Here is a 23032-nt window from a genome sequence, read left to right on the forward strand (position 1 = left end):
TCTTACCTCCTTGTTGGTTGAAATACAAGATATATAACTAACAAAGAGCCGGCCATTATTATGGAAATATATTCCCCAGGAAGCTCAATAAGTTCCCCAACTAGGGCAGGGGAAATTATTAAGCTGAAGACTGCAGCGGGTATTAAAATACTATGGAAATTCTCTATATGAAGTAAGCCCGCTATAATTAATCCCAAATAATAAAAGTAGTCTCTAAGTACTCCCAGGAAGAATAAAGGTAAGTAGTATAGATCTGTCTTTTGTAACTTTTTTCCCTCAATGCTCTCTTTTAAGGCCAATAGAGAAGGAATTATGGCCATCAATGTTGTTTTTATTGTTTCATATGAGATAAGCTCTTTGACTTCCACAAACTGAAACGTTATAATGGTGTACATGACAAATAGCAAATAAGTAAGATCCCTACTTCTTCTTCCGACTAAATAAATCAGTGGAATTAGGAGTACGGCTGGATTTCTTAATATTGCCCCTCCAGTTAAAGAAGTTATGACTCCTATCATTCTAATCCCCTCAGCACTTCCTCATAATCGTAAGGTTCAAGATCTATAACTGGAACAATGGTAGAAAACTTCCTAAGCATTAGCTCTCTCTCCTTATAACTTTCATAAAGCATTTTTAAAACTTCTTTGTCTACCTCATATGGGTAGAATAGGACGGGATTTGGTGAGAAGATAATAATTTTGTGTTTTTTCTTTAGCATAACAACCAAAGAATATAGTAAAGATGTGTTGCTCATTAAGTCTGTGATTATAAGCAGATAGGAAGGACTTTTTATTGAAAGTAAAGCTTCTGCAATCCCTACTTTTTTCGGAAAAACTTTTCTTAGAAACTTTCTTCCTTTTTCTGAGAATGAAGATAGACTAGCTTTTAAACTAGAGATACCACGTTCCCTTCTGACTTTTAGATCACTTCTTATCTTCTCTAGATGGGCAACTCCCTTTCCAGGTTCAATAACCTTGTATCCTCCTTCCCAATACCTTATAAGCCCCACTCTATATCCCGCCTTTACAAGGAGTCCAGTGAGGTAAAGGGCGAGAGATGAGCCATAGTCAATCTTGCCTTTTCTCATTTCTCTTGTTTCATCTAATACAATGTAGACATCACTGTCTCTTTCCTTCAAAAATTCTCTTATAATTAGTTTCCTAATTCTAGAACTTGCCTTCCAGTCTATTCTTCTTATGTCATCTCCAGGATAATACTCCCTTAGCCCATAAAAGTCAACGGTTTCAGATCCAATAAGAGCTCTTTTGTAAGACTCCTTTAGCCTAACATTTCTGGCCTCTTTCACACCCTCCTTAATTGAATCCACAGAAGGAACTACGCCAATGTTCATCGAGGCTTCTTCGGTTTCAAAATTCAAAAGCCCATATAGATCTTGAACTAGGAGGGAAACCCCAATATTATAGGAGCCCTTGAGTAGTGGGGTTACTTTTAGCTTAATAAACCCTCCTCTCTTTATTGGAACTTCTTTCAAACCCTCCACTTTAACTTCAAAGGGAACCTTGACAATTGGTTTAATTATTGTAGGACTTCCATTATTTCTTATTTTTATTAGGAAGTCATACTGTTTTCCTTCTTCAAGCTCCCCGGGCCCTTCAATTTCAAATGAAATTTTAGGAGAAAAGGAAAAATGAGCGAGTTTTATATAGGCTATAATCCCAGCTCCAAAAAGAGGGCCAAATAAGCTTCCAGTAAGAAATCCATGAAGTGCTCCAAGAAGAGAAAGTGTAACGAGAATGTCCTCTCTCTTCATATGGGCACCTCAACCTTATCTAAAATTTCCTTGATTACTGTATCTCCTTTAATCCCCTCTATTTCATATTCAGGCTTGACTATAAGCCTGTGAGCGAGAACTGGAATCGCCATTGACTTCACATCATCGGGAATAACGTAGTCTCTTCCTTCTAGAAAGGCCTTCGCCTTTGCTGCGTACAATAGGTGTTCAGCTGCTCTAGGTGAAGCTCCTACTAAAAGTCTTTCATCCTTTCTGGTCTCGACAATTATTGAGTGGAGATATTTGAGAACTTCTTCACTTGTCCTAACTCTTTTTACAGTTTCAATCGCCTCAAGGATTTCAGATTTTGAGAATATAGTTTTGACTTCATAGAACTCTCCTTTATCTTTCCTTTTAAGCATCTCCAATTCTTCCTCAATACTTGGGTATCCTACTTTGATTTCAAGAAGAAATCTGTCTATTTGGGCCTCAGGAAGGTTGTAAACTCCTTCAAATTCAAGTGGATTTCTAGTGGCAATTACCAGGAAAGGTCTTTCCAAAGAAAATGTTTTTCCCTCTATAGTAACTTGTCTCTCTTGCATGGCCTCTAGTAAAGCTGATTGAGTCTTTGGTTGAGCTCTGTTGATTTCATCTGCTAAAACCACATTTGCAAATATTGGTCCCTTCTTTATTTTCCAATTTCCATCAACTTGGTCATAATATACGGTCCCGAGAATATCTGCAGGGAGAAGGTCTGGAGTTAATTGTATTCTTGAAAATTTTAGCCCCAAAGCCTGGGCAAAACTCTTAGCTATTGTGGTTTTAGCTACTCCAGGTAGTCCTTCGATTAGTACGTGGCCCTCTGCAAGCAGAGCTACAGCTAGAAGCTCTATAACTTCATCTTTTCCAACGACAGCTTTATGAATTTCTTTTTTGAGCTTTAGAAGGAATTTTTCCCCTGATACCACTCTCACCAAGCCTCCTTGATTTTTCTATTCCTCTAATAATCTTTTTAAGTATTCTTTCATCGTACCCTTCCTTTTTGAGCTCCTCAATAATGTCATCAATTGTTGTTTTTTCCTCTCCAAAGATTCTGTTAAGGATCTTATTCATTAATTTTAGTCCAAGCTTAATAGTTTTTGTTGCCATTCCACTTTCTATAAATAGGGCAATAAGAGTTACCGTAGAGATTACTAAGAAAGCTAACTGTTTGTTTACCTCCCTTCTAATTGTAACGGTTCCTGTCTGAACAATATTAAATCCTGAGTGATGAGCTTCATCAATATATGCCGGATACTCCACATATGCCTCAACAAAGCTTTCTATAAACTTGGAATTATATTTGAACATTTCGTTTGTGAAAACACTTGGGTCTGAAAACAGGACTATTTTTCCCTTTCCGTAATCTAAAGTTGCCATGATGGAATACTGACGAAAGCTTCTCCCGAGCATTGTGATTTTACTCGTAACTATGCTTCCGTTTGACCAGGTTATTACTGAAGGAACGTTTAAGATTATCATCTCAACATTTTCTAGGTTCTCATCGTTAATTCTAACCACAACTGGAAAATTGTAATTTTTTGAATAGAAAACGTCTATTGGCTGAGTTTTGGCAAATCTAACAGATAAGTTTAGGCCTTCTAAAATCTCGTTTCCAGTTCCAAAATCGTCTATAAGGATAAGAATTCCCCCATTTTCGAGGAATTCTTTTATCTCTTCAATTTCTTGGCTTGAATAGCTTAAGTCTGGCCCTAAAATTATTAATGTTCCCTCTCTCTTGCCCAACTCAAAGAAATTAAATGAAATTAAAATGGGATATATTTCACCCCCCTGGAATAAGACTTTTGCAAAGGAGGATGCTCCCATTGGAGAAGGATTGAAAATGCTAAATGGAGTCGTATTTGTAAATAGAGGGACCGTTAAGGGGGATATCATGAAGAATATTCCAATTGCGATAAGCGAGAAGTATATGGCTCTCCTCATAATTCACCACCTAGGACTTTAGTAACTATAAAGTTTGACAAAGCCCTAAAGAACTTACCTATAATAGCTCTTGTTAGTTCCATCATACCATATACGTGGACTTCATGAATTGCAGTTAATTCTTTTAGATACCTTGAAAATGGTTCATTGGAAAGAATGCTATAGAGCTCTCTAGGAGTTAGACTTGGCTTAAGATTGTACTCTGTAATTAGGGAATGATAGACTTCCCTATAGGCTTCCCTAACTGAAATTTGTTTGGTTTCATGGTCTTCCTGGGTCAAAAGTTCAGGTTTTATGGGAATCCCGAACTTGGTTCCTTGTGTTCTTGAAAATCGGAGGAGAAATACAGCTGTAATTACTATCCCTAAAATTCCTAGTATCTCAATGACTGGGAGTGTGTATACCTCAACTACCAAGGTATTTGATCTAGCAGGGGTATAGATTTCATTTCCTGGGAAAAATACGTAAATCTCGTGCCTACCTGGAGAGTTAATTGTTAAGTTGAATTCTCTGGTAAAGGGAATTACAGCCGTTAAATTTTTGTCAACGTAAACATATAGGGGTTCAACTTTTGCTGTGGAATTTATTCTAACTGTGTAAATTTCGCCTTTTTTGACTCTTTCTTCTCCAGAAATTCTTATATTGACTGGAATTCTCGTGAATATTGCTCTAACGCTTGAATTACATCCCTTATAAATTTCATTGCCGGGGTACACAATTGTTATTTCTAGCGCTTTTGGATAGTTAGAAGTGATATTGAATGAAAATTTGCCGAGTTTGTTAGTTTTGAGAGTTACATTTAACGGAAAAATGGATATACTCTGATTTGGAATTGGATTCCCAAAATAATCTACTAAAATGCCAGAAATCTCTATAACATTATAAATATGCGAGTAAACTTTTTCAGGAACTAAGATATTTGTTGGCATCTTCGTTACGTTAAATACTAACATGTTAGACTTGACTATAGAAGTTCCATTTTGCCCTGAAGCATAGGCAGTGTAAATTCCAAGTTTAGAGAATTTATAAACTACTGAGAATTCTCCTGTTTTGTTTATTGGAATAATAACCCCGCTAATGTTTAAATAGACATTTTTCAGACCTGGATTGTTACCAAGGATAATTACCTCTTCTAAAACAAACGGATTTAAGTCTGTGGCAGTTATTATAAATCCCTCATTGGCTCTGTATTTTTCTAATGCTTTCTCATAAATGGTGATCAGGCTGTTTATTCTTTCAAGTTCTTCCCTAACATCTTCTATATCCAACTTCTTAACATCCCCATTCTCTCCTATAAATTCTAATTTTCCTATCTCTTCTAAGCTATATTCTGTTTCTTCAACGCCAACTTTCATTAACTCTATTCCAGATTTTGCCTTTGTATAAGCAACATAACTTTTTGAGGACTTTAGATCTTCGAACCATGTTATGAATACCGTATTTCCCTCTACTATTTTGCTAATTCCATTTCTGAGAGTTATAAATGGTGGCAGGAAATAGGGCATCTTTGTTTTAATTCCTTGGCTTTCATAATAGGAAGACTCCTCTATTGTCCTGTTTACTATTTCATCAAATATCCTAAAGTTTTCCTTAGTTAAATTCTCTAAAACATCCCTGGATAATTGTAGGAGAGAAGAGAAAAAAATGTAAGCACCTTCATCATTTTCTCTAGCCTTTTCATATTCTAGCTGTCTCTCAACGGCGAATATTGGAGATATCATTGTTATTAAAACTACCAAGATTACTAAAGCTTTTTTCATATTCACCGTATCAAAAGCAATAAGAAAGATTTATTAAAGTTAACGGTTCGCTATTTTCCGATGAATCTACTAAAGCCACAAATAGCAGGTGGAATAGTTGCCATAACAACTGGAATTCTTACATCTCTAGCTGGAGTATTTGCGGGAAATGTCCAGATTATAAATATTGGATTAGCTGGAATATTAATCGGAAGCACAATTTTGGCTCTAAAGTCTAGTGACTACATTAAAAAAGATACCTTAGACACGGTTCTTTCCTCTTATCACTTAATCCTTAGGGAAATTGTTAGGGATTTAGGGCTTGAAGGAAATGCCCTCTATATTCCTCCTTATATAAATATGCCAAGGGGTGGAATTTTTATACCTTTGAGAGAGGATTTTGACTTAGATTTGGGAAGATTACATGAAGATGAAGTGTTCCTAACATCAACAGCTAACGAAAGACAGATGGGATTAGTAATCAGACCGCCTGGATACTATCTCATTAGAAAATTTGAAGAGCACTTGGAAGGGGAATTAAGTGGTATTGGAGTGGCTGGAGTCGAAAGTGTGGCATCTTCAGTTCTTAAATCTCTAGGGTTAGCAGATAGAGTTTATATTGAGGAAGAAGGAGAGAAAATTACTGTACATGTCTCCCCAACAAATATTTCATTCTGCAAGAGAAACATTGAAGACTGCCCCAAAGTTGCATGTCCAGTGTGCTCGTCCATATTGCTAGGACTCGCTAAGGCCACAGGAGAAGTTATATATGTGGAGGAGGTCTCAATTCATAAAAATAAGGACATCAAAATTACCGCTAAGAGGTTAGGAAAGGTGAAAGGTGCTTTGTAGGGTGTTAAAAATGGATGTTGAGGACATTATATTGCTTTTTTCTTCCTCATGGATAGTACTTTCGGCAGTAATGAGTAAAAGCATCGATGTATTCTTAACTCTCTCACTAATCGGTCTTCTCATTGCCTTAGAAATTGGTTCTCTTTTTCTATCCAAAGAGCAAAAAGAAAATATGAAGCCTCTAATTGAGATTCTTCTGGTGGCCTTTGTCATAATTGTTCTAAAAAAGGTCTATGAGGTGTTGAGTGGATGAAGATTGATAAAAGGTTGATGGTTATTGTTGCAATTGCCACCCTTTTTAGGATGATACCTTTTAGGCTTAAATATCTAGTCGGTTCTGATCCTTACTTTCATCTGGCTTACATTGAAGAGGCTCTCAAGGCTGGAGAATGGTTCAACTTCTTTACCTATGCTGGAGGTCCCTGGGGATTACAAGTTAGGCTGTTTCACCCCTTAGGATTGTGGGCGACTCCTGCCTACATTTACAAACTCTTCAGCTTCCTGGGAATTTCGCTTTATACGGCTTTTAGGGTAACTCCAGTCATATTTGGAGTTCTAACTGTTGTGTTCTTCTATTTAAGCCTTAAAAAACTCTACAACAGAGACGTGGCCTTTATAGTTGGTCTATTTCTTGGTGTGAACTATGGGCATATTTTCAGATCGATGGCGAACTATTATAGGGGAGATAATTACATGCTTTTCTGGTATTCAGTGGCTTTATTGGGGATTGCCCTGGGATTAAAAACAAGAAGTAAGTATAGATACTTATTTTACTTGCTCCCTGGGATAGCAACAGGGTTTGCTTCAGCATTCTGGCAGGCTTATTATCCAATTTTTGTTTTCGTACTTGCAGGTGGCCTGCTCCTTGGAGTTTATGCATACCTTAAAAGTCCAAAGCTATTCCTTGATTCAATTTTAATAGTTCTATCTACCGGTCTTGGGGTCCTAATAGCTAACATCTTGGGGGATAAAGTTGGATACGGGATGTTAGGATATACGGATTGGATGGGAAAGAAGGTTGCCGAGACCTTTGGTTTGGAGTTTGGCTTCATAAAAGATGCATATTTGTTAATTCACGTAAAGTATCTCCTCCCTCTCTCTTTAGTCTTTCTGGGATTTTTGATCATTACAAAGAAATTAAATCCAAAAATTAAGGTGGGGGTATTGGTTGGAGGATCAATTTTGGCGTTTATAGTTATGCTAGTCAAGTTTCCAGCATTAAAGGACTTATCAACAGGCTTTGGCACATTTAGGGAAGTTCCAATTTCTGAAACGCTCCCTCCCACTTTGGATGATCTATGGAGAGCATACAATATTGCAATTTTTCTTGCTGCTCTTTACATTTTGAGACTAAGAAAAATTAGGAGTGGAGATGCAATTTTATTAGGGTACGTTATTACTTCGCTTTGGATGCTAAGGTACTGGACAAGGTTCCTCTTCACTGCAGCACCAGCAGTTGCGTTCCTTTCTGGGATTGGAGTTTACGAGCTAACAAGGCGTATAAAGGAGAACAAAATTAGAATAACCTCTTTGGGAGTTGTAATTTTGCTATCTTCGGCATTTTCTCTTGGAGAAGTCTACAGCGTAAAACCGTTTATGAATGAAAACTGGGAGAAAGCTTTGATATTCATAAGGGAAAATTCAAATGAAAACGATATCGTGTTGACTTGGTGGGATTGGGGACACTTCGTGACTTATTATGCAAGAAGAAGTCCTGTAGCCCAGGGAAGTCCAAATTCTGGGGTTGCTGGATACTATCTTGGATTAGTTGATAATGGGTGGGCGCAGAGTTTGGGAGTGGATTATGTGATAGTGTCCCTCTATGATATCCTAAAGTTTGAGGCGATAGTCGATACGGCAAAGCTCTCCCGAAAATGGGAGAATATTAGCAGGGCCGACTATGGGGTTGATTTCTTAAAGTTAACGGAAAGCACAGGGAGCATTTTAAGATTTGATTCTCAATATTCTACCCTAATTGTGAAAGAGGGAAATATTAGGGTCATTTTAAGTGGAAAGGTTGTGTATCCGAGGGAGGCTATAATTGAAAGTAATGGAAGAATAAAAAATCTGAAATATCCTGCCAGGAGTGGGGTATATGTATATGTAAATCTTGATTATGGCTACGCTATCCTTGCGAATGAAAAAGCTTGGGAGACTAATTTGCTCAGACTGTTCACCCAGAGGACAGGAGAAAATTACGAGCTTGTTTATTCTGATGGTGGATTTGTAAAAGTATTTAGGTTTGTTCATCCAAACGTGGTTTTTAGGGGAAATAAGTTTATCTTAACTGGGAACGGGACAGGATTGGGGTTATATGGGTATTTAGACAATGGAACTTTAGTCTTCAAGAAATGGTATTCAGTAAAGAACATGCAAGAGTTTGAGCTTCCAAATAATTTAAATGGAAGTGTCGTTGTGAGATACGTTTATACTCAGGGAAAAATTGTATTGGATAGAGGAATTGTGAGGGTAAAGAATTAATCTTTTTCAAGCTTCACTCTAAGTTCTTCGGCGAACCAATTTACCCTCTGTGGGAACGGGATTTCGATTCCTTCTCTGTCCAGGGCTTCTTTTATTTTCTGTACTATCTGAGTTCTAACGTCAAACCATTTTTGAGTCGGTGCCCAAGCTCTGACAGCTATGTTAACGCTGCTATCCCCCAGATTGTCAACAAAAACCATAGGCTCTGGTTCAGCTAACACGTAAGGCATTTCATCTAAGACTCTTTTAATGACTTCTATGGCTTTTTGAGCATCTTCTTTGTAAGCTATTCCAACAACTATATCAACTCTTCTAGCTGGATATTTCATCAAATTCTTAATATCACTGTTAAACAGCTTTTCGTTTGGTATTCTAACAAGTAATCCATCCCAGGTTCTAATTCTAGTGGAGAAAATTCTTATGTCATGGACGATTCCAGAATATCCAGCAACTTCAACGGGATCCCCTATCTTTAGAGGTTTGTCGAAGTACATGAATATTCCCGAGATGAAGTTTGAAACAACAGTTTGGGATGCGAAACCGAGGACTATACCCGTTATTCCCGCAGCTGCAATTATTGTGGATAATCTACCCGTCAATCCCATGATGTTTAAGGCCAAGAAGAATGCCAAAGTAACTAGGACATAGAAAAATATCTTTGCCTTTATTTGAGCATCTGGTCCTCCTTTTATTGCTAAGTATTTTTGTGCTCTCTTTCCTATTTGATAAGCTACATAGAACAAGAGTAGCCCAGTTATGAGGGAACTGAGTTTGCTTCCAAATACTTCAATATCCAATATCCCAAGGGCATCAAGTGCATACAGTACAGAACCTATTATTATGAAATTTCTCACGAGCTTTGCAGTTTCTTCATTGAATATCCATATGTACTTGGTGCTCTTTGATAGGGATAAAATCCACTTGTATATTAGCCCACTTATTATAACCCCCACGGCTACTGCAACCAATGCATTAATTATTCCTTCCCAGGGGATGTTCATAGCCTACCACCTCATCCTAAAGCTTATACTTCTCTCACTTCCTACGACATTCAGTCCTTCCATTGGGGGTTTTCCTGTATTAATGACTTCTAAATCCTTCTCAATGATCACGTTAATTAAGGGATAGAACGCCTTATCCTCTGAGTAATACATAGTGTCGAAAAGAGGAAACACGATTTTCTCAACAAATCCCCATTCCTCAGTTCTGTTTTCAATTATTACCTTTATATTTCCAATTCCCACTGGTTTCTTGTTTATCATTGACTTTGCATACCTGGCAATAACTCCACTTTCTAAACTGCCATAGAGTGCATATTTTTCTCTTCCAACGTTAAACCTATCGATCTCAACTTTACCAGTTTTTACAGAAACTTCAATTGGAACACTTAGAAAGCCTTCAATCTTTTCATGAGGGACAATGGATAGTGGAGTTTCGAGCCTTACCATCATTAGCTTAACTCCATATCCAACTGCAGGGGCTGGAAGGAATGAAATCTTATCCCCAACTATTATTACCTTCTTACCTTCCCTAGTGTAGACAAAGTACTCGTTGTCTTTTTTAATTTCCACACTGACTTCTCCAAAGTTGAATTTTGTGTTATCTCTTAATGATATTTCCCCAAACATCATTTCTTAATGTATGAGACAACTTTATTAGTGTTGCTAAAGAAAATATTTTTGTGTGGGTCGAAGTCTTATCTTATCATAAATACAACCCTCCACCAAGGCCCCTTTTCAGAAAGGGAAGCTTTGAAGTTGTTGGAAAAAGGCTAGTTTTCAAACTAAAACCTCTTGGAGAGATTATGCTTAACTTAGAATTCCTCACAAAGACTGAGGGGGTTTTGCTGACATTTTACAATCCACCAAGGAGAGGAATAAGGTTTGTTTTTCCGAAGAACTTTGAAGTTCTAGTAACGGTTGGTAGAAATCCCCTTGTTTATAGTATTGAAAACTTAATAAAACTCGCTGTTTCTGTTTATTCCTCCTTACTTGATAGTGTTCCTCTTGAAAGAGGAATTTTGAGGATAGTGGGGGATAACGTGGCTATAGTCACTGATCGTGGAATTTCCCAGGTAAGAGTGGAAGATCTAGAGGGAGAAATAAGAAGAAGAGTAGAAGAATTCCTAGGTGTTATAGAATTTCTTAAGTCCAACAATACTCAGTAGTGAAGCCACTAAGAAAAATCCTACCCCACATATACTTGGCAAAACTTCATCTTTGTGAAGGACTATAAATGTATTACTTCCAGTCCCGATTGCAATGTAATCTTGGGAAATTCCCATACTCCTAACATATCCAACTGGCATTTCTCCTTTTATTTTTCCATTTTCAATAACATACAGGCTACCCACACTGTATATGGTTCCATTTTTCTCTTTAAATTCGCCTGCACCTACGAGGAGTCTTCCATCCATAAGTCCGAGTACTTTTCCTCTGTATGGTATTTGAACCTTCCATAAGATTTCTTTTTTATCAAGGTCTATTGTTACCACATTCCTATTCCCTGCGACATAAGCCACGTTGCCAGAAACTAAAATATCTTCAACAAAAAATAGCGTCAAGTTTCCAACTACTCTCCCTTGGGAATCAATTATGTAGACATGTCCACTCTCTCCGTATCCCGTTCCCACCACTGCTTTTCCATTCCATACTTCGATATCTCTCACCCATTCTCCAAGAGATACGTTCCACAATAGCTTACCATCTTTGGAAATACCATAGACACTGCCGAATTTCTCTTTACCAACAAAACCCGAGGGATACCCTGTTCCTACGTAGATAACTTCTCCAACCCTAACTCTGCTTGCCATTTCTGTCAGATTCACCCTCCATACTTCTTCCATTGTTGAAAGGTTTACCTTATACACTATTCCCTTACTTTCTCCTGAGAAGACGTCACCCGTAGCTAGATAAGCATAATCTCCGTCCAATGTAAAGTCATAGAGCTTATATTTTGTGAGGAATCTTCCTGTATAATTTCCCGAAGAGTTTAGCTTTAAGAGCCCTCCCATACTGCCCACTAGTATTTCTTCCTTCCAAGGAACGAGTTTCGTTACAAATCCAGAATCTATCTCCCAGAGTTTTGTTCCATCTAGCTTATATGCTCCAATAGTTCCCAGGTAGTATATTCCTATTAGACCTGAGCTATTAGCCACCATCCTATAAGAGCAAGCAGCATAAACTGTAGAATTCTGAATTGTAATTGCTTCGATGCTCTTTTGATACTCTATATTTTCACATATTTTTCCTTCCCAGGCCTGTACAAAGGGGAGCAGAAGAAATAATACAATGAGGGAAATGAATTTTTTCATTTTTACACCTCCTGAACTTTTTCATTTGAATATACAATTATTCTCGTTCCATTGTTTTGACTCTCAAGGATTTTTTTGAGGGGGAAGTTGTTTAGATATACTTTGTATTCTCCTTGGAACTCCTTAATTTTAATTTCTTCTGGTCCAGATATGGGTATAATCCTTATTTTGTTTCCCTCAACTCTGAACTCAGTTTTTAAAGGAACCTTCACTCTAACTACTGTAATAACGTTGTTTGTTTTTTCTTGGGAAAGTATGTAGAAGGATAATGAGAGAGTTATCAACAAAAGAGCAATTGGAATGTTTATTTCAAAGTTTAGTGCCATATCCTTGAGAAAGTAGAATAGTAAACCACTAGCTCCCACTACAACTAGAGAATACCCGAATCCCAATGTGAAATCTTTCCAGTTTAGGTTAATTCTTTCATATTTTCCCCAGGTATCTGAAATAAAGGCGAGAGAGAGCAAAACAACTGTGATGAATTCATCTTCAGATGTATAATGAAGTGGGATCATTCCCAATATGATGCCCGAAAATTTTGGGAAAAGCTCTTTCATTACTGGGCTGTTTAGAAGCCATATGAAAGTTGTCATGAAAAAGTATGTTAATGATAAAGATTGGAGAGAGTAATCTGAGAATATAAATGCAATTGTCATTAGCCCGAAAATTATAAGGAAGAACGTTTCTGGAGCTAAGGGTATTTGCAAGTATTCTAATCCTAAACTAATTAATTCCTTGAGTACACTAACGTTTTCGACAGCCTCCATTATTTTGTAAAATATTATCAACGTCAAAATAACTCGGACGATTTTCATCATGCGGTCATCACCACCTTAAGGAATGCCTGTCTAATGTCGTGCTTTGATACATCCCACAATATTGCTGGAAACTTTAACTCACTATGCAAGGATTTCTTCTTTAAATTTACTAGGATTCCCTCATTGGGCATTATCTTCTTGTAGAGTGAAATGTCAACTAAAACTACATTTCCCTTTATTTTCTTTAGCTCTTCTATGATTTCCTCTGTAACGTTTGTTATCAAGATTATTGTGGGAGCATACCTCATAAGAACTTGGGAAGCCTTTGAAAATGCTTCATTTATTGTTTCTTCAACTTTGTACTCCGCTCCTAATAAAGCCTTAAGTATCGTCTCTCTATGAGCTGATGAAGAGGAGGGAGTTACTAGCTTTTCCTGACCTATTACGTATAGTCCCACATTATTCCCTTTAGATAGATAAAAGGTTGCAAGAGCATACGCTAAATCAACTGCGTACTCAAGGGGATTATCTACGTGAGAACCGAGGTTTTCCATTCTTGAATCTAGGAATATCATTATGCTTCTCTTTCCTTCCCTCTCAAATTCATTAACCAACAATTTTCCAGTTCTTGCAGTTGCCTTCCAGTTAATAAACTTAAACGCATCTCCATAGACATATTCTCTTATCTCTTTAAAGTCAGTTGTTAAAGCTCCTGTTAAGGAGTATAGCATCACTGGGGATTTTTTAGTTAGGACTTTCTTTGCCCTTACGACTCTCCCAATCCCTGGGGAAGGAACAACAGCTATTTTTATTGGCTCTCCGGTAAGGAAATAGCTCATTGGATAAAACTTAAGGAAATGAATGCAAAACACTTCTACTTTAGGAAGCTCAAATTCTCCTCTTTTTAGTGGGACTAAGGTGTAGGAAATTTCAAATTTCCTCTTGAATGGGTGAACAAAAGTTGTTGTCGATGTCTTCCCTTCTACTTTAAAGGAGGCTGGGGGGTTATCTCTCACAAGGACGATTCCAATCCCCTTTCTAACCTTAACCTTAAGTGTTACATTTATTCTCTCTCCGACTCTAGTCCTCGTTTTCTCTATCTCTCTCTCAACAGTGACATCTTTTGGAGGTTCAAGAATTAAGCCCAGCATAAGCACTACTAACGGAAAGAAGGCTAAGTTAGGAGACGTTCCAAATAACAGAGAGAGTAAAATAAACACCACGAAGAGCGAACCGAAAAAGTTTGTCCCCCTCATGGCCCTTCCTCAGTACTTTAAATCTTTTGGAACGGGGACACTCTCAAGAGCTTCTCTCACAATCTCAATTTCTATCCCCTTTTCTAGCGAGTATTCTGGTTTTAGGAAGATTCTGTGAGCTAGTGCTTCAATTGCGAACTCTTTTACGTCATCAGGAATTACATAGTCTCTTCCTTCCACGTAGGCATTTGCTTTTGCGAGCTTCATTAAGGCCAATCCACCTCTCGGGCTTGGGCCTGCCTCAACCCTCTCATCTTCTCTTATTGTCCTCACGATTCTAACTATGTACTTAAGTATGTCCTCGTGAATCTTGACGTTTCTCTCAACGTCTTCCTGCATTTTTAGAAATTCACTCTTTGTAATTGCAGGCTTTAGGTCAGTTGTGGGGTCATCTTTTCCCCATCTTAGTCTTGCCTTTAGGATTTCCACTTCTTCACTTTCATTCTTTGGGTAGCCAATGCTCATTCTAACCAGAAATCTGTCTAACTGGGCCTCTGGAAGGGGATAAGTCCCCTCGAACTCAAGAGGGTTTTGAGTTGCTATTACAAAGAATGGCCTTTCTAAGACGAATGTTTCTCCTTCTATTGTCACCTGTCTTTCTTCCATTGCTTCTAGAAGCGCTGACTGGGTTTTTGGTGGGGCCCTATTTATTTCATCAGCAAGCAACACATTTGTAAATATTGGCCCTTTGACTATTTCGAATGTTCCCTTCTCTGGTCTCCAAACTTTTGTACCCAAGATATCCGAAGGTAGTAGGTCTGGTGTGAACTGAACTCTCCTATACTCCAATCCCAAGACTTTGGCGAATGCCTTTGCTAAGAGTGTTTTTCCTAGCCCTGGGTTATCTTCAAAGAGTACGTTTCCGTTAGCGAGTGCAGCACTTAAAACTTTTCTAACGACATCTTCATGACCTACAAAGGCAACGCTAATTTCCTCTACTATTCTCTCCAGTTTAGCTGACATTCTTATCAATCCTCCTCAAAATTTCTTCTATAATCTTTTTTCTTCTTTCAATTTCTCTCTTTTCCATTTTCCTAATCCACCATCTTGAAGCAAGTGCTGAATATCTTCTTCTTTCGTATTCAACTATAGGCCTTAGAATCTCCTTAAGGGTATCCTCTTTAATTCCCGCCTTTGCCGCATTTAGGGCTATATAGGCTAGTATTCCAAGTTTGTCCCCCCTAAAAACGAACTCCTTTACCAGTTCTTCGGCTTTTTGAAGCAGCTCGTCTCCAGAGGTTAGAATCTCAACCTCGTGCTCGAGCTCTCCAAAAATAACCTCTTCTTTCGATTTCTTTGAGGGGAGGGAAAGAGCAATATAAGCGGAAATTGCAAGGGCTAGAAAGAGTGATGAGAGCTTAATTATGAAGGAGATGAACTCTGTAACTCCAGGGATCTCAATGTAATAAATTCCCAGGAGGAGGCCGACAAGAATGAAGCCTAAAATGTTTCTCCTGAAGAAATCTCCGCCAAGAATTTTGAGCTCTTCTAGGCTTGCAAGGATATAGGCAGGTATTGCGAAGAGTAATGCAATCTTGAATGCCTCTGAAAGGGGAGGCAAAAGCTCCATAAGTGAGTAAAACACTATTGCTATGCCTGCTCCTCTAACTGGAAAGCTCAAAAAATCAGGTAGTTTGGGAGCAATTAAGGCAAGTCCAACTCCAAGGGAAAGAAGTGAAAGCTCAAACTTTGGAAATAACGTGATAGGGAGGTAATACACGAAAAATTGTATCCCAAATACAAGTGCAAGATACTTTGCATACCTTTTTCCTGAGATTATTTGGGCTACCTCTCCTAGTATTGCAAAGACTATTAGGGCACTAATGCTGATAGTAAAATCTTTTAGTATCTCTATTCTAGGGATTATGTAGTACGCTAAGCCACCTAGGACTATGTAAAACGCAAGTGTGGGGATGCTTTCCTTTACTCTCTCCTTGAGCACTTTCCACCAACCTCCTTAATGAAGGTGTAAAATTCTCCCTCAGAGATTTTTTTAAGGCCATATCTAATCTTTTCGAAGATCTCTACAAGTTTGTTCACTCCAAAGAGCTCTCTTGGTGTTTTAGTTTCTTTTCCATTTAAGCATTTCACGAAGAGTTTTATGGCTACTTCTTCTCTGCTTTTTAGTATCTTGATGGTTTCTGTTGTTGAGAATATTTTTCCTGCCTTTATAGAGTATTCCCCTGGGGATAGTTTAAGTTTAAACTCTTTTCCTATGCCTACAAGCTTTCCGTTAATGAAAACTTTTGTCCGTCTGCTGATTTTAATTTTGATCTCCTCTTCCTGGGAATATATAGGGGGGTATCTATCAAACTCAATTATTGGTCGGAGGAAGTGAGAGGCCATAGAATATAACAAGAACCCAAAAATAATAAGGGATGCACCTAAAGCGAAATAAATGTATAGGGGATAGCGGTAGACCTTCACCTCGAATGTTTCCATCTCAAATCCATTTCTACTGGGAAAGACTACGTACCCTGAGAACTTTCCTGTGGATATGGGAACTATAGTGAAGTAGGCAGTTCCTTGTTTGTTCGTCCTGTTTGTAAGTGTTTTGTTGAATAGTGTTACGGTAACGGGAACGTCTGCGAGAGGAGTCCCATTCACATAGGCAAGAGATATTATGAGAACGTTACTTCTGTTAACTACCATACTCGTCCCGCTGATTTTTGCAACTACCCGCTGGAGAACTACTACTCTCCCCCTTCCAATTTTAAAACCCTCATATAATAGTTCAAAGGAATAAACGCCGTTCATGTCCTCATCGGCTTGGAGAGATAAGGAAAAATTCCCAGGTTTAATTGTGTGGTAACCAAAATCTCCTTTTACCTCTATTATTCCTTCTTTTATCCCTTCGACTGTCCCATTAACTTTAAACTTCTCCCCTGCATACACCTGAGGGGGATAATAGAGGGTAACCTTGACCACCGTTAAATTCCAAGAGATATTATCTCCTTTAACAAATTCGTTACCCTCGTATACTAAAGAAATTTCATGGGTTCCTGGGTCTAAAGTGGGTAGCCATACTGAGAATTCCCCTTTTTCTCCAGTTTTCACGCTGGCATAGAAGTTCCCGTCAATGTATGTCTTTATCTCCTCGCCCTTTAAAATTGCTCCTCCTACAGTTCCCAAGAAACCCTCAACTTTAACTGGGCGAGCTAAAGTAATTGAGGTTTTATTTACGTAAATCTTTGCCTTATCTATTATCCTTATTTTTGGATCGCTTGTTGAGTTTCCATAAAGCTCCGTTCCAAGGTAAACAGCTACCAGGTTGTATTCTCCTATTTCTGGAGGGGCTTTACATTCCGCTTTAAACCTTCCATTTTCTACCTCCCCACCGCCAATTTCGACCCCTGGGGAGTTCTTGTTCTTTCTTATTTCCATTCTAACTTTTCCTTCTGGGACTGGAAATCCCGAAAGTGTTTTTACAGTTCCTTCCACTGTAAAGTTCTCCCCAGGAGTTACAGAAGAGGGCCATTTAGTAATCTTAGTTTCCGTTTTATACGCAACAATGACTGGAATCTTAAACTCCTTTTTTACTTTTCCACATTCAAGCTTTGCCTGAATTGTATATTTCCCAGGTTTGTCCCCATAAACAATAATCTTGTCTTTTGAAATTTCGGTTCTTAAATTGGGAGATATCAAAGTAATTGTGGGAACATTTTCTGCGATGATTTTAATTTCTCCAACCTCTCCCTCTAAAATTCTTAAGGTCAGTGGATATAGAGAGCATTTTTCGGGTGTAGGGGTTGGTGTAGTTGTATTTGATTGGGTTTCTTGAGTGGGAGTTTCTTCTAGTGACATTGGAGGTGTAGCATCGAATATTACCCATCCAATATCCTTAAAATAAACTTCGGCCCAGGCATGAGCTTGTATTATTCTTACTTCTTGTTTTCCTGGCTTAGGTTCAATATGATAGCCAACTACAAGCCTTGCTGGTATTCCATTAAGTCTTGCGAGGATGACGAATGCTGTATTAAAGTCAAGACAAACGCCTCTTTTAGAATAAAAGAGAAACCATTCAACTGGATCTATCCCAGGAGGAGCCTCTGGGGCATCTAAATCGTATTTATAATTTTCCATTAGAAACCTTTCTATGGCCTTTGCTTTCTCATATGGGGACTCTATTCCTCTAGTTATGTTAAGGGCCAGCTCCTTGACCCTTTCCTCTAGAATTGGCACTTGAAGGTACTTTTCAATCCTCTCAACCTGGGCATTTTTAAGAACCTCCTCATCTATATCATACTTGATAACAGTGAAGGAGTAGCTGGTGACTGGATACGACTTCGGCCTAAAGAGATTGTATTCCTGATTGTATAGAGAAGGAATTGAAACTTTTGTTGTGTATAGGGCGGTGAATAAATTCCCACTCAAAATTGGGGATTTCAAAACAACGTTTACATTGTCGTAATATACCTTATAGGGAACTTTTGGAGATTGAATCACAACCGCTCCAGAGACTTCCGTAAACTCTCTCCCTTCACTCTTCCATGAACCTTCCTCATATACTGTGTAAACGTTTTGCCTTAGATATTCAACAACTCCCACATCCTGTTCTACTTCCATTACAATGGGATTCTCTTCTCGGAGTACTCTTTCAAAATTCTCTCTCAGAGAGTTTTCTCTTAAATCCAGCTTGTTTAGTGTTATTTGACCAGGTAACTTGCTAATTCCAATCTGAGGAGAAGATGGTGTCTCTATACTAATCAGTATAGGTTTTGCAGAGGAGATCAAAAGAGATCCTATAAGGCCTAGCAGGATTACTGCAATGAACCTTCTCATGCAAAACTCTACGAGAAATTGGTTTATATAGTATATGGTAAAAAGGAGAAAAAGATCAAGTGACTACCTTCTCCAATTCGTCGAGCTCAATTGCCCTCTTTATCTCCAATGCTATTCTTCTTCCAGTGCTCATTGGTTTTCTCCAAAGGGAGTTGCCATAGGGATGGCCCATGGCCATGTGTATGTTCGTTCCACCACCTGTTCTTGGCGCTACGTCATAGATGTAGAAGTTCAGATCTTTATCAACTGCAGTCTGAAGGGTGAAGGGGCCTATTATCCCTGGAGGATAGTACTTCTTAGTAGCCTCTACATACTTCTCAGCCATGTCAAAGACCTTTTCAAGGAGACTCTCCCTTAATGTTGATGAAGCATGACCGCAAACCGTGTATTCTGGCTCAAATTGCCATTCTGGAAGAGTTAACTGCTGGGCTGCTGGAAGTCTCACGTGTCCATCCAAGCTTGTCTCAAAACGCCAATCAATTCCCAGAAGTTCTATTTCCTCATCGATTGGGGAATAGAAGAAGTCGAAGTTGAAGACTGGGCCAATTATGTACCTTTCTATTCTTGCTTTCTCTAGGTCTTCTCTTGTGATTACACCAAGCCTTATTAACTTTTCTGACTTTTCTTTGAACTCTTTATAGCTTGCTGCCGTGAAGAATCCTCTTTCAAGCCTTTTCTTTGCGTGAGGGAGCTTTACTATCACTAGACCAACCTCATCAATCTCCTCGGGCTTAACTTCTTCTGGATAAGGTAGTTTTGCTTTCTCTAGTAACCAATAGTAGCTCTTCTCCTCACTTCTCTCTTCCGTCCTTAGGAGTGACCTTGTTCCAAACATTGGCACCAGGAATTCGTTTTCGACTCTGTCTATTCCAGTATAAACAACGAAAGATCTATTGGGGATGAATATTACATTTCTCTTTCTGAGTTCTTCTTGAATGTCTATAATCTGTGAGAACTTCTCCAGAACTATGACTTCATCGATGAACCCCTTTACCAAGCCGTCTCTTGTTTTCCTCAGCTTAAAATACTTCTCATATGTCTTGTGCCTTCCCCTTTGGGCAACTACTAGGGTTGGAAAGCCTTCTTCCTTTGCCCCATCAGTTATGTCAAGGGCTGAATGACTTCCTATTACTCCTATGGTTATTTTTTCCTTGTCATATTTCTCTAAAACCTCCAGTATTTGCTCTCTTGATATCATCTTCCTCCACCTCAGCAAGAATTAACATCAAAATCTCCTCTGAGAGATTTCATAATTTTTATTCTCTTTTCTATGCTTTCTCTTGTTCCGACATCTTTTCTATAGAAGATTGGTCCTTTAACATGCCTTATGGCTGATTGAGCGATCTTTTCAGCTTCTTCAAGGTTTTCTGATACTCCAACTACAGCCAATGCTCTAGAGCCCAGGAGGGTGTAGTTCTCATCTATAGAAGCAAAAATTAGTCTTGCCCCTTCTTCCCTTATTTTATCTTCGTTTACTTCGATTCTAACTCCCTTAATTGGGTTTTCTGGATATCCCTGGGGGGCTATGTACTTCACAACGGTTGCCATATTTGAGAACTTAACATCTCTTAAATTGCCGTCAATGATTCTTTCCGATATTTCAACGAGATTATCCTCTAGAATTGACAAAACGTTTATTGCTTCGGGATCTCCAAACCTCGCATTGTACTCTATTATCACGGGCCCGTCCTTCGAGAGCATGAATTGACCGTAAAGTATGCCCTTATAGGGATATCCCTCTTTATACATAGCTTCTACAGTCTTTTGCAATGTTTCTAGGGCTTTTTCCCAGTCAGATTTAGTTATGAATGGGAGTAAGTGATTTGAGCAGGAGTAGCTTCCCATTCCACCTGTAATAGGCCCTACGTCCCCCTCGTAGGCGTGAGGATAGTCTTGAGCTAACGGCATTGGGACTACTTTTTTGCCATCGCTAAACACTTGAAATGTGAATTCGACACCATCAGTTCTCTCTTCAATAAGTACTTTTCCGTCCTTTCTAATTAGATATTCGGCATATTCCTTGGCTTCTTCATTGTCCTTGAGTTGGTAACCAACAACCTTGACTCCCTTTCCACCTGTAAGGCCGAGAGGTTTCACGACGACGGGCTTTCCAAACTCATCAATCCACTCTTTCATTTCCTTTGGATCGTCAAAGACTCTAAACAATTTTCTCCCTGGGATTTTGTTCCTCTCCATGAACTCTCTTGCCCAAGCCTTATTAGTCTCTAACCTTGCGGCCTCTTTAGTGGGCCCTACGGCGGGAATTCCTCTTTCTTCTAGGGCGTTAACTACTCCAGCTTCAAGTGGAGCTTCTGGCCCTATGAATGCGAAGTCAACTTTCCATTTCTCTGCAAATTCAACGACTTTTTCTACATCAGTTTCCCTTGCTAAACCATAGTCTTTGGCGATTCTAGCAAGTCCTGGGTTTTTATGTTTCGAAACTACATAGAGCTCTGCTCCTCCTTTTACAAGGGCTTCACCAATTGCGTGCTCTCTACCTCCCCCACCTACTAAAAGAACTTTCACCATGCTTTCACCATTTATATGTCAAAAAGCTTGCATATTAATGGTTTTCGTTTACATATTTAAGTCAATTAAAACAATGCACTAGAGTTGTTTATGGAATACTTTCAATAGACGTCACTTACCTACACAAATAACTATATATACTTGTTATGTTTTATATGATAAGTGGGATGTTATAATGAAAAAGGTTCAAGACATTGTGGAAGCTATACCTAAAAATGGAACTTTATCAATTGTTCAGAGAGATTTAGAGAGCAATGGGGATAAATTTGCACTAAAAATCCTCAAATATTTATTAGAGAATAGCAATATGGTTTTCTTAATCCTATACGAGCCCTATACAGTACTAAAGTCAAATCTAGCTTGGTTAGGCGTAAACATTGAAGATTACCTTGGCAAGAACTTAATGATTTCTTTGGGAGTGTCCACAGAATCGAGAGAAACGTTAAAGGGGTATACGTTCTTTCTGGGGCAATTGATGAAGTTATTTTTATCAGCAAGCTAAAAGACCTAGCAAACAGCATAATAGGTAGAATAGACAAAGAAAAAGAATATTGGATCTTCACATATCTAACTTCAGGGATATGTAAACTATTTTCACATCCAAGTACTGTTTACAAGCTAGTCTTAGCAATGAAAGATGACGTCCTCAAGGATATCAAAGTAAAAACCATAGTAACTTATGTCCCCGTTGAGTGTCCAGTAATTGAAGATGTAATATATCAAGCTTCAGACATTGTTATTGAGACTAAGGTTCTTGGAAATAGAAGAGTCGGAATATTTTCAAAGGGTGGGGAAGGAATTTTTCCACTTTTTGAGGAGGGGTAGCCATGGTATCGTGGGATATAGAGTTTTTAGATAAAGAAGTTGGAGAGATAAAGAAACATTCCCTTATCCTAATACATGAAGAAGACTTACCATCGAGAGGGCGAGATCTTTTGTATTACATAATGGCAGAGAAATTGAGAAAGGGTAACTTAGTTGGGTACTTCAATATATCTTATCCTCTCCAGATGGTGTTTAGGGCTCTGGAGAGATTTAACTTGAACCCTATTGAACTTCTCCACTCAAGAATTTTGGCAATTATAGACACCTTTGGAAGTTTTTACGGAATAAAGACAAATCTCCCAGGAGTTTGGTATTTAGAAGGGATGCTCTCCTCTGAGACTCTACCTGGGAAATATGCAAAGGTTATAGAAGCTCACAAATCGGTGTGGGCGAGAGAGGGGATGTTCAAAGATAGAGACATTTTTGGATTTGCAGTTGCCATGTCCTCTTACCTTGATATCTTTGGTTCGAGAGAGGAAACTTTGAGGTATTTAGAATTATCTGCAGAAGTTAGGAGCAAACACTCTGCATATAAAAAGTATCCGAGGGGAACAAACTTTTGGTTGTGGGTTGGAAAACGAGATGAGGGAGTTTTAAATTCTGTTTACAGAAGGGCAGATTATGTCTTGAGAACTAGGAGTAGGTTTACAGAGGAGGGAATTAAAAGGGAGCTCTTGGTTCTAAAGACCCCTGAACTCGTGGAAGATATTCCAGTATTTGAATATGAGTTCAAAGGAGATAAAATAGTTGGACGGAGAATTTGTTGACAAACTTCTGTAAAT

22 protein-coding genes are annotated in these 23032 nt (G+C 38.5%); 7 read left to right on the forward strand and 15 right to left on the reverse strand.

Going from position 1 to position 23032, the window contains the following annotated elements:
• Nucleotides 1-2: 2 nt before the first annotated feature.
• Genes ACMFNG_RS05070 through ACMFNG_RS05090 form a run of 5 tightly spaced genes read right to left on the reverse strand, consistent with a single transcriptional unit; the run spans nt 3 to nt 5436 of the window.
• Nucleotides 3-518 (reverse strand): hypothetical protein, encoded by a 516-nt coding sequence (locus tag ACMFNG_RS05070; RefSeq protein WP_011011516.1) that lies wholly within the window; start codon nt 516-518, stop codon nt 3-5.
• On the reverse strand, nt 515-1771 hold the full coding sequence (locus ACMFNG_RS05075) for a DUF58 domain-containing protein (RefSeq protein WP_011011517.1): 1257 nt from the start codon (nt 1769-1771) through the stop codon (nt 515-517). Before ACMFNG_RS05075 ends, ACMFNG_RS05070 begins: the two co-directional genes overlap by 4 nt.
• Nucleotides 1768-2700: an AAA family ATPase gene (locus ACMFNG_RS05080; RefSeq protein WP_011011518.1), complete on the reverse strand. Its 933-nt coding sequence runs from the start codon at nt 2698-2700 to the stop codon at nt 1768-1770. Before ACMFNG_RS05080 ends, ACMFNG_RS05075 begins: the two co-directional genes overlap by 4 nt.
• Complete coding sequence (locus ACMFNG_RS05085) at nt 2651-3715, reverse strand: DUF4350 domain-containing protein (protein ID WP_430515252.1); 1065 nt, start codon at nt 3713-3715, stop codon at nt 2651-2653. The genes ACMFNG_RS05080 and ACMFNG_RS05085 overlap by 50 nt, the downstream gene beginning before the upstream one ends.
• Nucleotides 3712-5436, reverse strand: coding sequence for an Ig-like domain-containing protein (locus tag ACMFNG_RS05090; RefSeq protein ID WP_237718480.1), 1725 nt, complete (start codon nt 5434-5436; stop codon nt 3712-3714). Before ACMFNG_RS05090 ends, ACMFNG_RS05085 begins: the two co-directional genes overlap by 4 nt.
• 99 nt (nt 5437-5535) lie before the next feature.
• Between ACMFNG_RS05090 and ACMFNG_RS05095 the strand changes: the two genes are divergently transcribed.
• From ACMFNG_RS05095 to ACMFNG_RS05105, 3 genes are read left to right on the forward strand one after another with little or no spacing between them, the layout of a single operon-like run.
• A complete protein-coding gene (locus ACMFNG_RS05095; protein WP_011011523.1) occupies nt 5536-6306 on the forward strand; it encodes a hypothetical protein in 771 nt (256 codons plus the stop codon).
• A gap of 10 nt (nt 6307-6316) precedes the next feature.
• On the forward strand, nt 6317-6559 hold the full coding sequence (locus ACMFNG_RS05100) for a hypothetical protein (protein WP_014835138.1): 243 nt from the start codon (nt 6317-6319) through the stop codon (nt 6557-6559).
• Nucleotides 6556-8787, forward strand: a complete 2232-nt coding sequence (locus ACMFNG_RS05105; protein WP_011011525.1) for an STT3 domain-containing protein — start codon at nt 6556-6558, stop codon at nt 8785-8787. Before ACMFNG_RS05100 ends, ACMFNG_RS05105 begins: the two co-directional genes overlap by 4 nt.
• Here ACMFNG_RS05105 and ACMFNG_RS05110 read toward each other — a convergent pair.
• Together ACMFNG_RS05110 and ACMFNG_RS05115 are read right to left on the reverse strand one after the other, a co-directional pair.
• Nucleotides 8784-9788, reverse strand: coding sequence for a mechanosensitive ion channel family protein (locus ACMFNG_RS05110; RefSeq protein ID WP_011011526.1), 1005 nt, complete (start codon nt 9786-9788; stop codon nt 8784-8786). The two genes, ACMFNG_RS05105 and ACMFNG_RS05110, sit on opposite strands and share 4 nt — an antisense overlap.
• Nucleotides 9789-9791: 3 nt before the next feature.
• Nucleotides 9792-10415, reverse strand: coding sequence for a DUF432 domain-containing protein (locus tag ACMFNG_RS05115; protein WP_430515253.1), 624 nt, complete (start codon nt 10413-10415; stop codon nt 9792-9794).
• 53 nt (nt 10416-10468) lie between these two features.
• Here ACMFNG_RS05115 and ACMFNG_RS05120 point away from each other — a divergent pair, with 53 nt between their 5' ends.
• Nucleotides 10469-10954: a hypothetical protein gene (locus tag ACMFNG_RS05120; protein ID WP_011011528.1), complete on the forward strand. Its 486-nt coding sequence runs from the start codon at nt 10469-10471 to the stop codon at nt 10952-10954.
• Here ACMFNG_RS05120 and ACMFNG_RS05125 read toward each other — a convergent pair.
• The 8 genes from ACMFNG_RS05125 to purD are packed head-to-tail and all read right to left on the reverse strand — an operon-like array spanning nt 10913 to nt 21422.
• On the reverse strand, nt 10913-12100 hold the full coding sequence (locus ACMFNG_RS05125) for a PQQ-binding-like beta-propeller repeat protein (protein WP_011011529.1): 1188 nt from the start codon (nt 12098-12100) through the stop codon (nt 10913-10915). The two genes, ACMFNG_RS05120 and ACMFNG_RS05125, sit on opposite strands and share 42 nt — an antisense overlap.
• A gap of 2 nt (nt 12101-12102) precedes the next feature.
• A complete protein-coding gene (locus tag ACMFNG_RS05130) occupies nt 12103-12915 on the reverse strand; it encodes a hypothetical protein (protein ID WP_237718481.1) in 813 nt (270 codons plus the stop codon).
• Nucleotides 12915-14114, reverse strand: coding sequence for a DUF58 domain-containing protein (locus ACMFNG_RS05135; RefSeq protein WP_011011531.1), 1200 nt, complete (start codon nt 14112-14114; stop codon nt 12915-12917). The genes ACMFNG_RS05130 and ACMFNG_RS05135 overlap by 1 nt, the downstream gene beginning before the upstream one ends.
• Before the next feature lie 9 nt (nt 14115-14123).
• Nucleotides 14124-15077, reverse strand: coding sequence for an AAA family ATPase (locus tag ACMFNG_RS05140; protein WP_011011532.1), 954 nt, complete (start codon nt 15075-15077; stop codon nt 14124-14126).
• Nucleotides 15067-16056 carry a hypothetical protein gene (locus ACMFNG_RS05145; protein ID WP_430515254.1) on the reverse strand — a complete coding sequence of 330 codons (990 nt, stop codon included), beginning with the start codon at nt 16054-16056 and terminating at the stop codon, nt 15067-15069. The genes ACMFNG_RS05140 and ACMFNG_RS05145 overlap by 11 nt, the downstream gene beginning before the upstream one ends.
• On the reverse strand, nt 16038-18896 hold the full coding sequence (locus ACMFNG_RS05150; protein WP_011011534.1) for a transglutaminase domain-containing protein: 2859 nt from the start codon (nt 18894-18896) through the stop codon (nt 16038-16040). The genes ACMFNG_RS05145 and ACMFNG_RS05150 overlap by 19 nt, the downstream gene beginning before the upstream one ends.
• Nucleotides 18897-18951: 55 nt before the next feature.
• Nucleotides 18952-20094, reverse strand: a complete 1143-nt coding sequence (locus ACMFNG_RS05155) for a formate--phosphoribosylaminoimidazolecarboxamide ligase family protein (RefSeq protein WP_011011535.1) — start codon at nt 20092-20094, stop codon at nt 18952-18954.
• Between the two features lie 11 nt (nt 20095-20105).
• Nucleotides 20106-21422 carry a phosphoribosylamine--glycine ligase gene (gene purD, locus ACMFNG_RS05160; RefSeq protein WP_014835140.1) on the reverse strand — a complete coding sequence of 439 codons (1317 nt, stop codon included), beginning with the start codon at nt 21420-21422 and terminating at the stop codon, nt 20106-20108.
• A gap of 178 nt (nt 21423-21600) precedes the next feature.
• On the opposite strand from purD, the gene ACMFNG_RS05165 reads away from it, so the two are divergent.
• The 3 genes from ACMFNG_RS05165 to ACMFNG_RS05175 all read left to right on the forward strand — a co-directional run bounded on the left by ACMFNG_RS05165 (nt 21601) and on the right by ACMFNG_RS05175 (nt 23017).
• Nucleotides 21601-21927, forward strand: coding sequence for a hypothetical protein (locus ACMFNG_RS05165; protein WP_237718482.1), 327 nt, complete (start codon nt 21601-21603; stop codon nt 21925-21927).
• A gap of 128 nt (nt 21928-22055) precedes the next feature.
• A complete protein-coding gene (locus ACMFNG_RS05170; protein WP_237718483.1) occupies nt 22056-22250 on the forward strand; it encodes a hypothetical protein in 195 nt (64 codons plus the stop codon).
• A 2-nt stretch (nt 22251-22252) separates the two neighbouring features.
• Nucleotides 22253-23017 carry a hypothetical protein gene (locus tag ACMFNG_RS05175; RefSeq protein WP_011011539.1) on the forward strand — a complete coding sequence of 255 codons (765 nt, stop codon included), beginning with the start codon at nt 22253-22255 and terminating at the stop codon, nt 23015-23017.
• Nucleotides 23018-23032: the final 15 nt, after the last annotated feature.

Source organism: Pyrococcus woesei, assembly GCF_050496105.1.
In the GTDB taxonomy this organism is placed as follows: Archaea; Methanobacteriota_B; Thermococci; order Thermococcales; family Thermococcaceae; genus Pyrococcus; species Pyrococcus furiosus.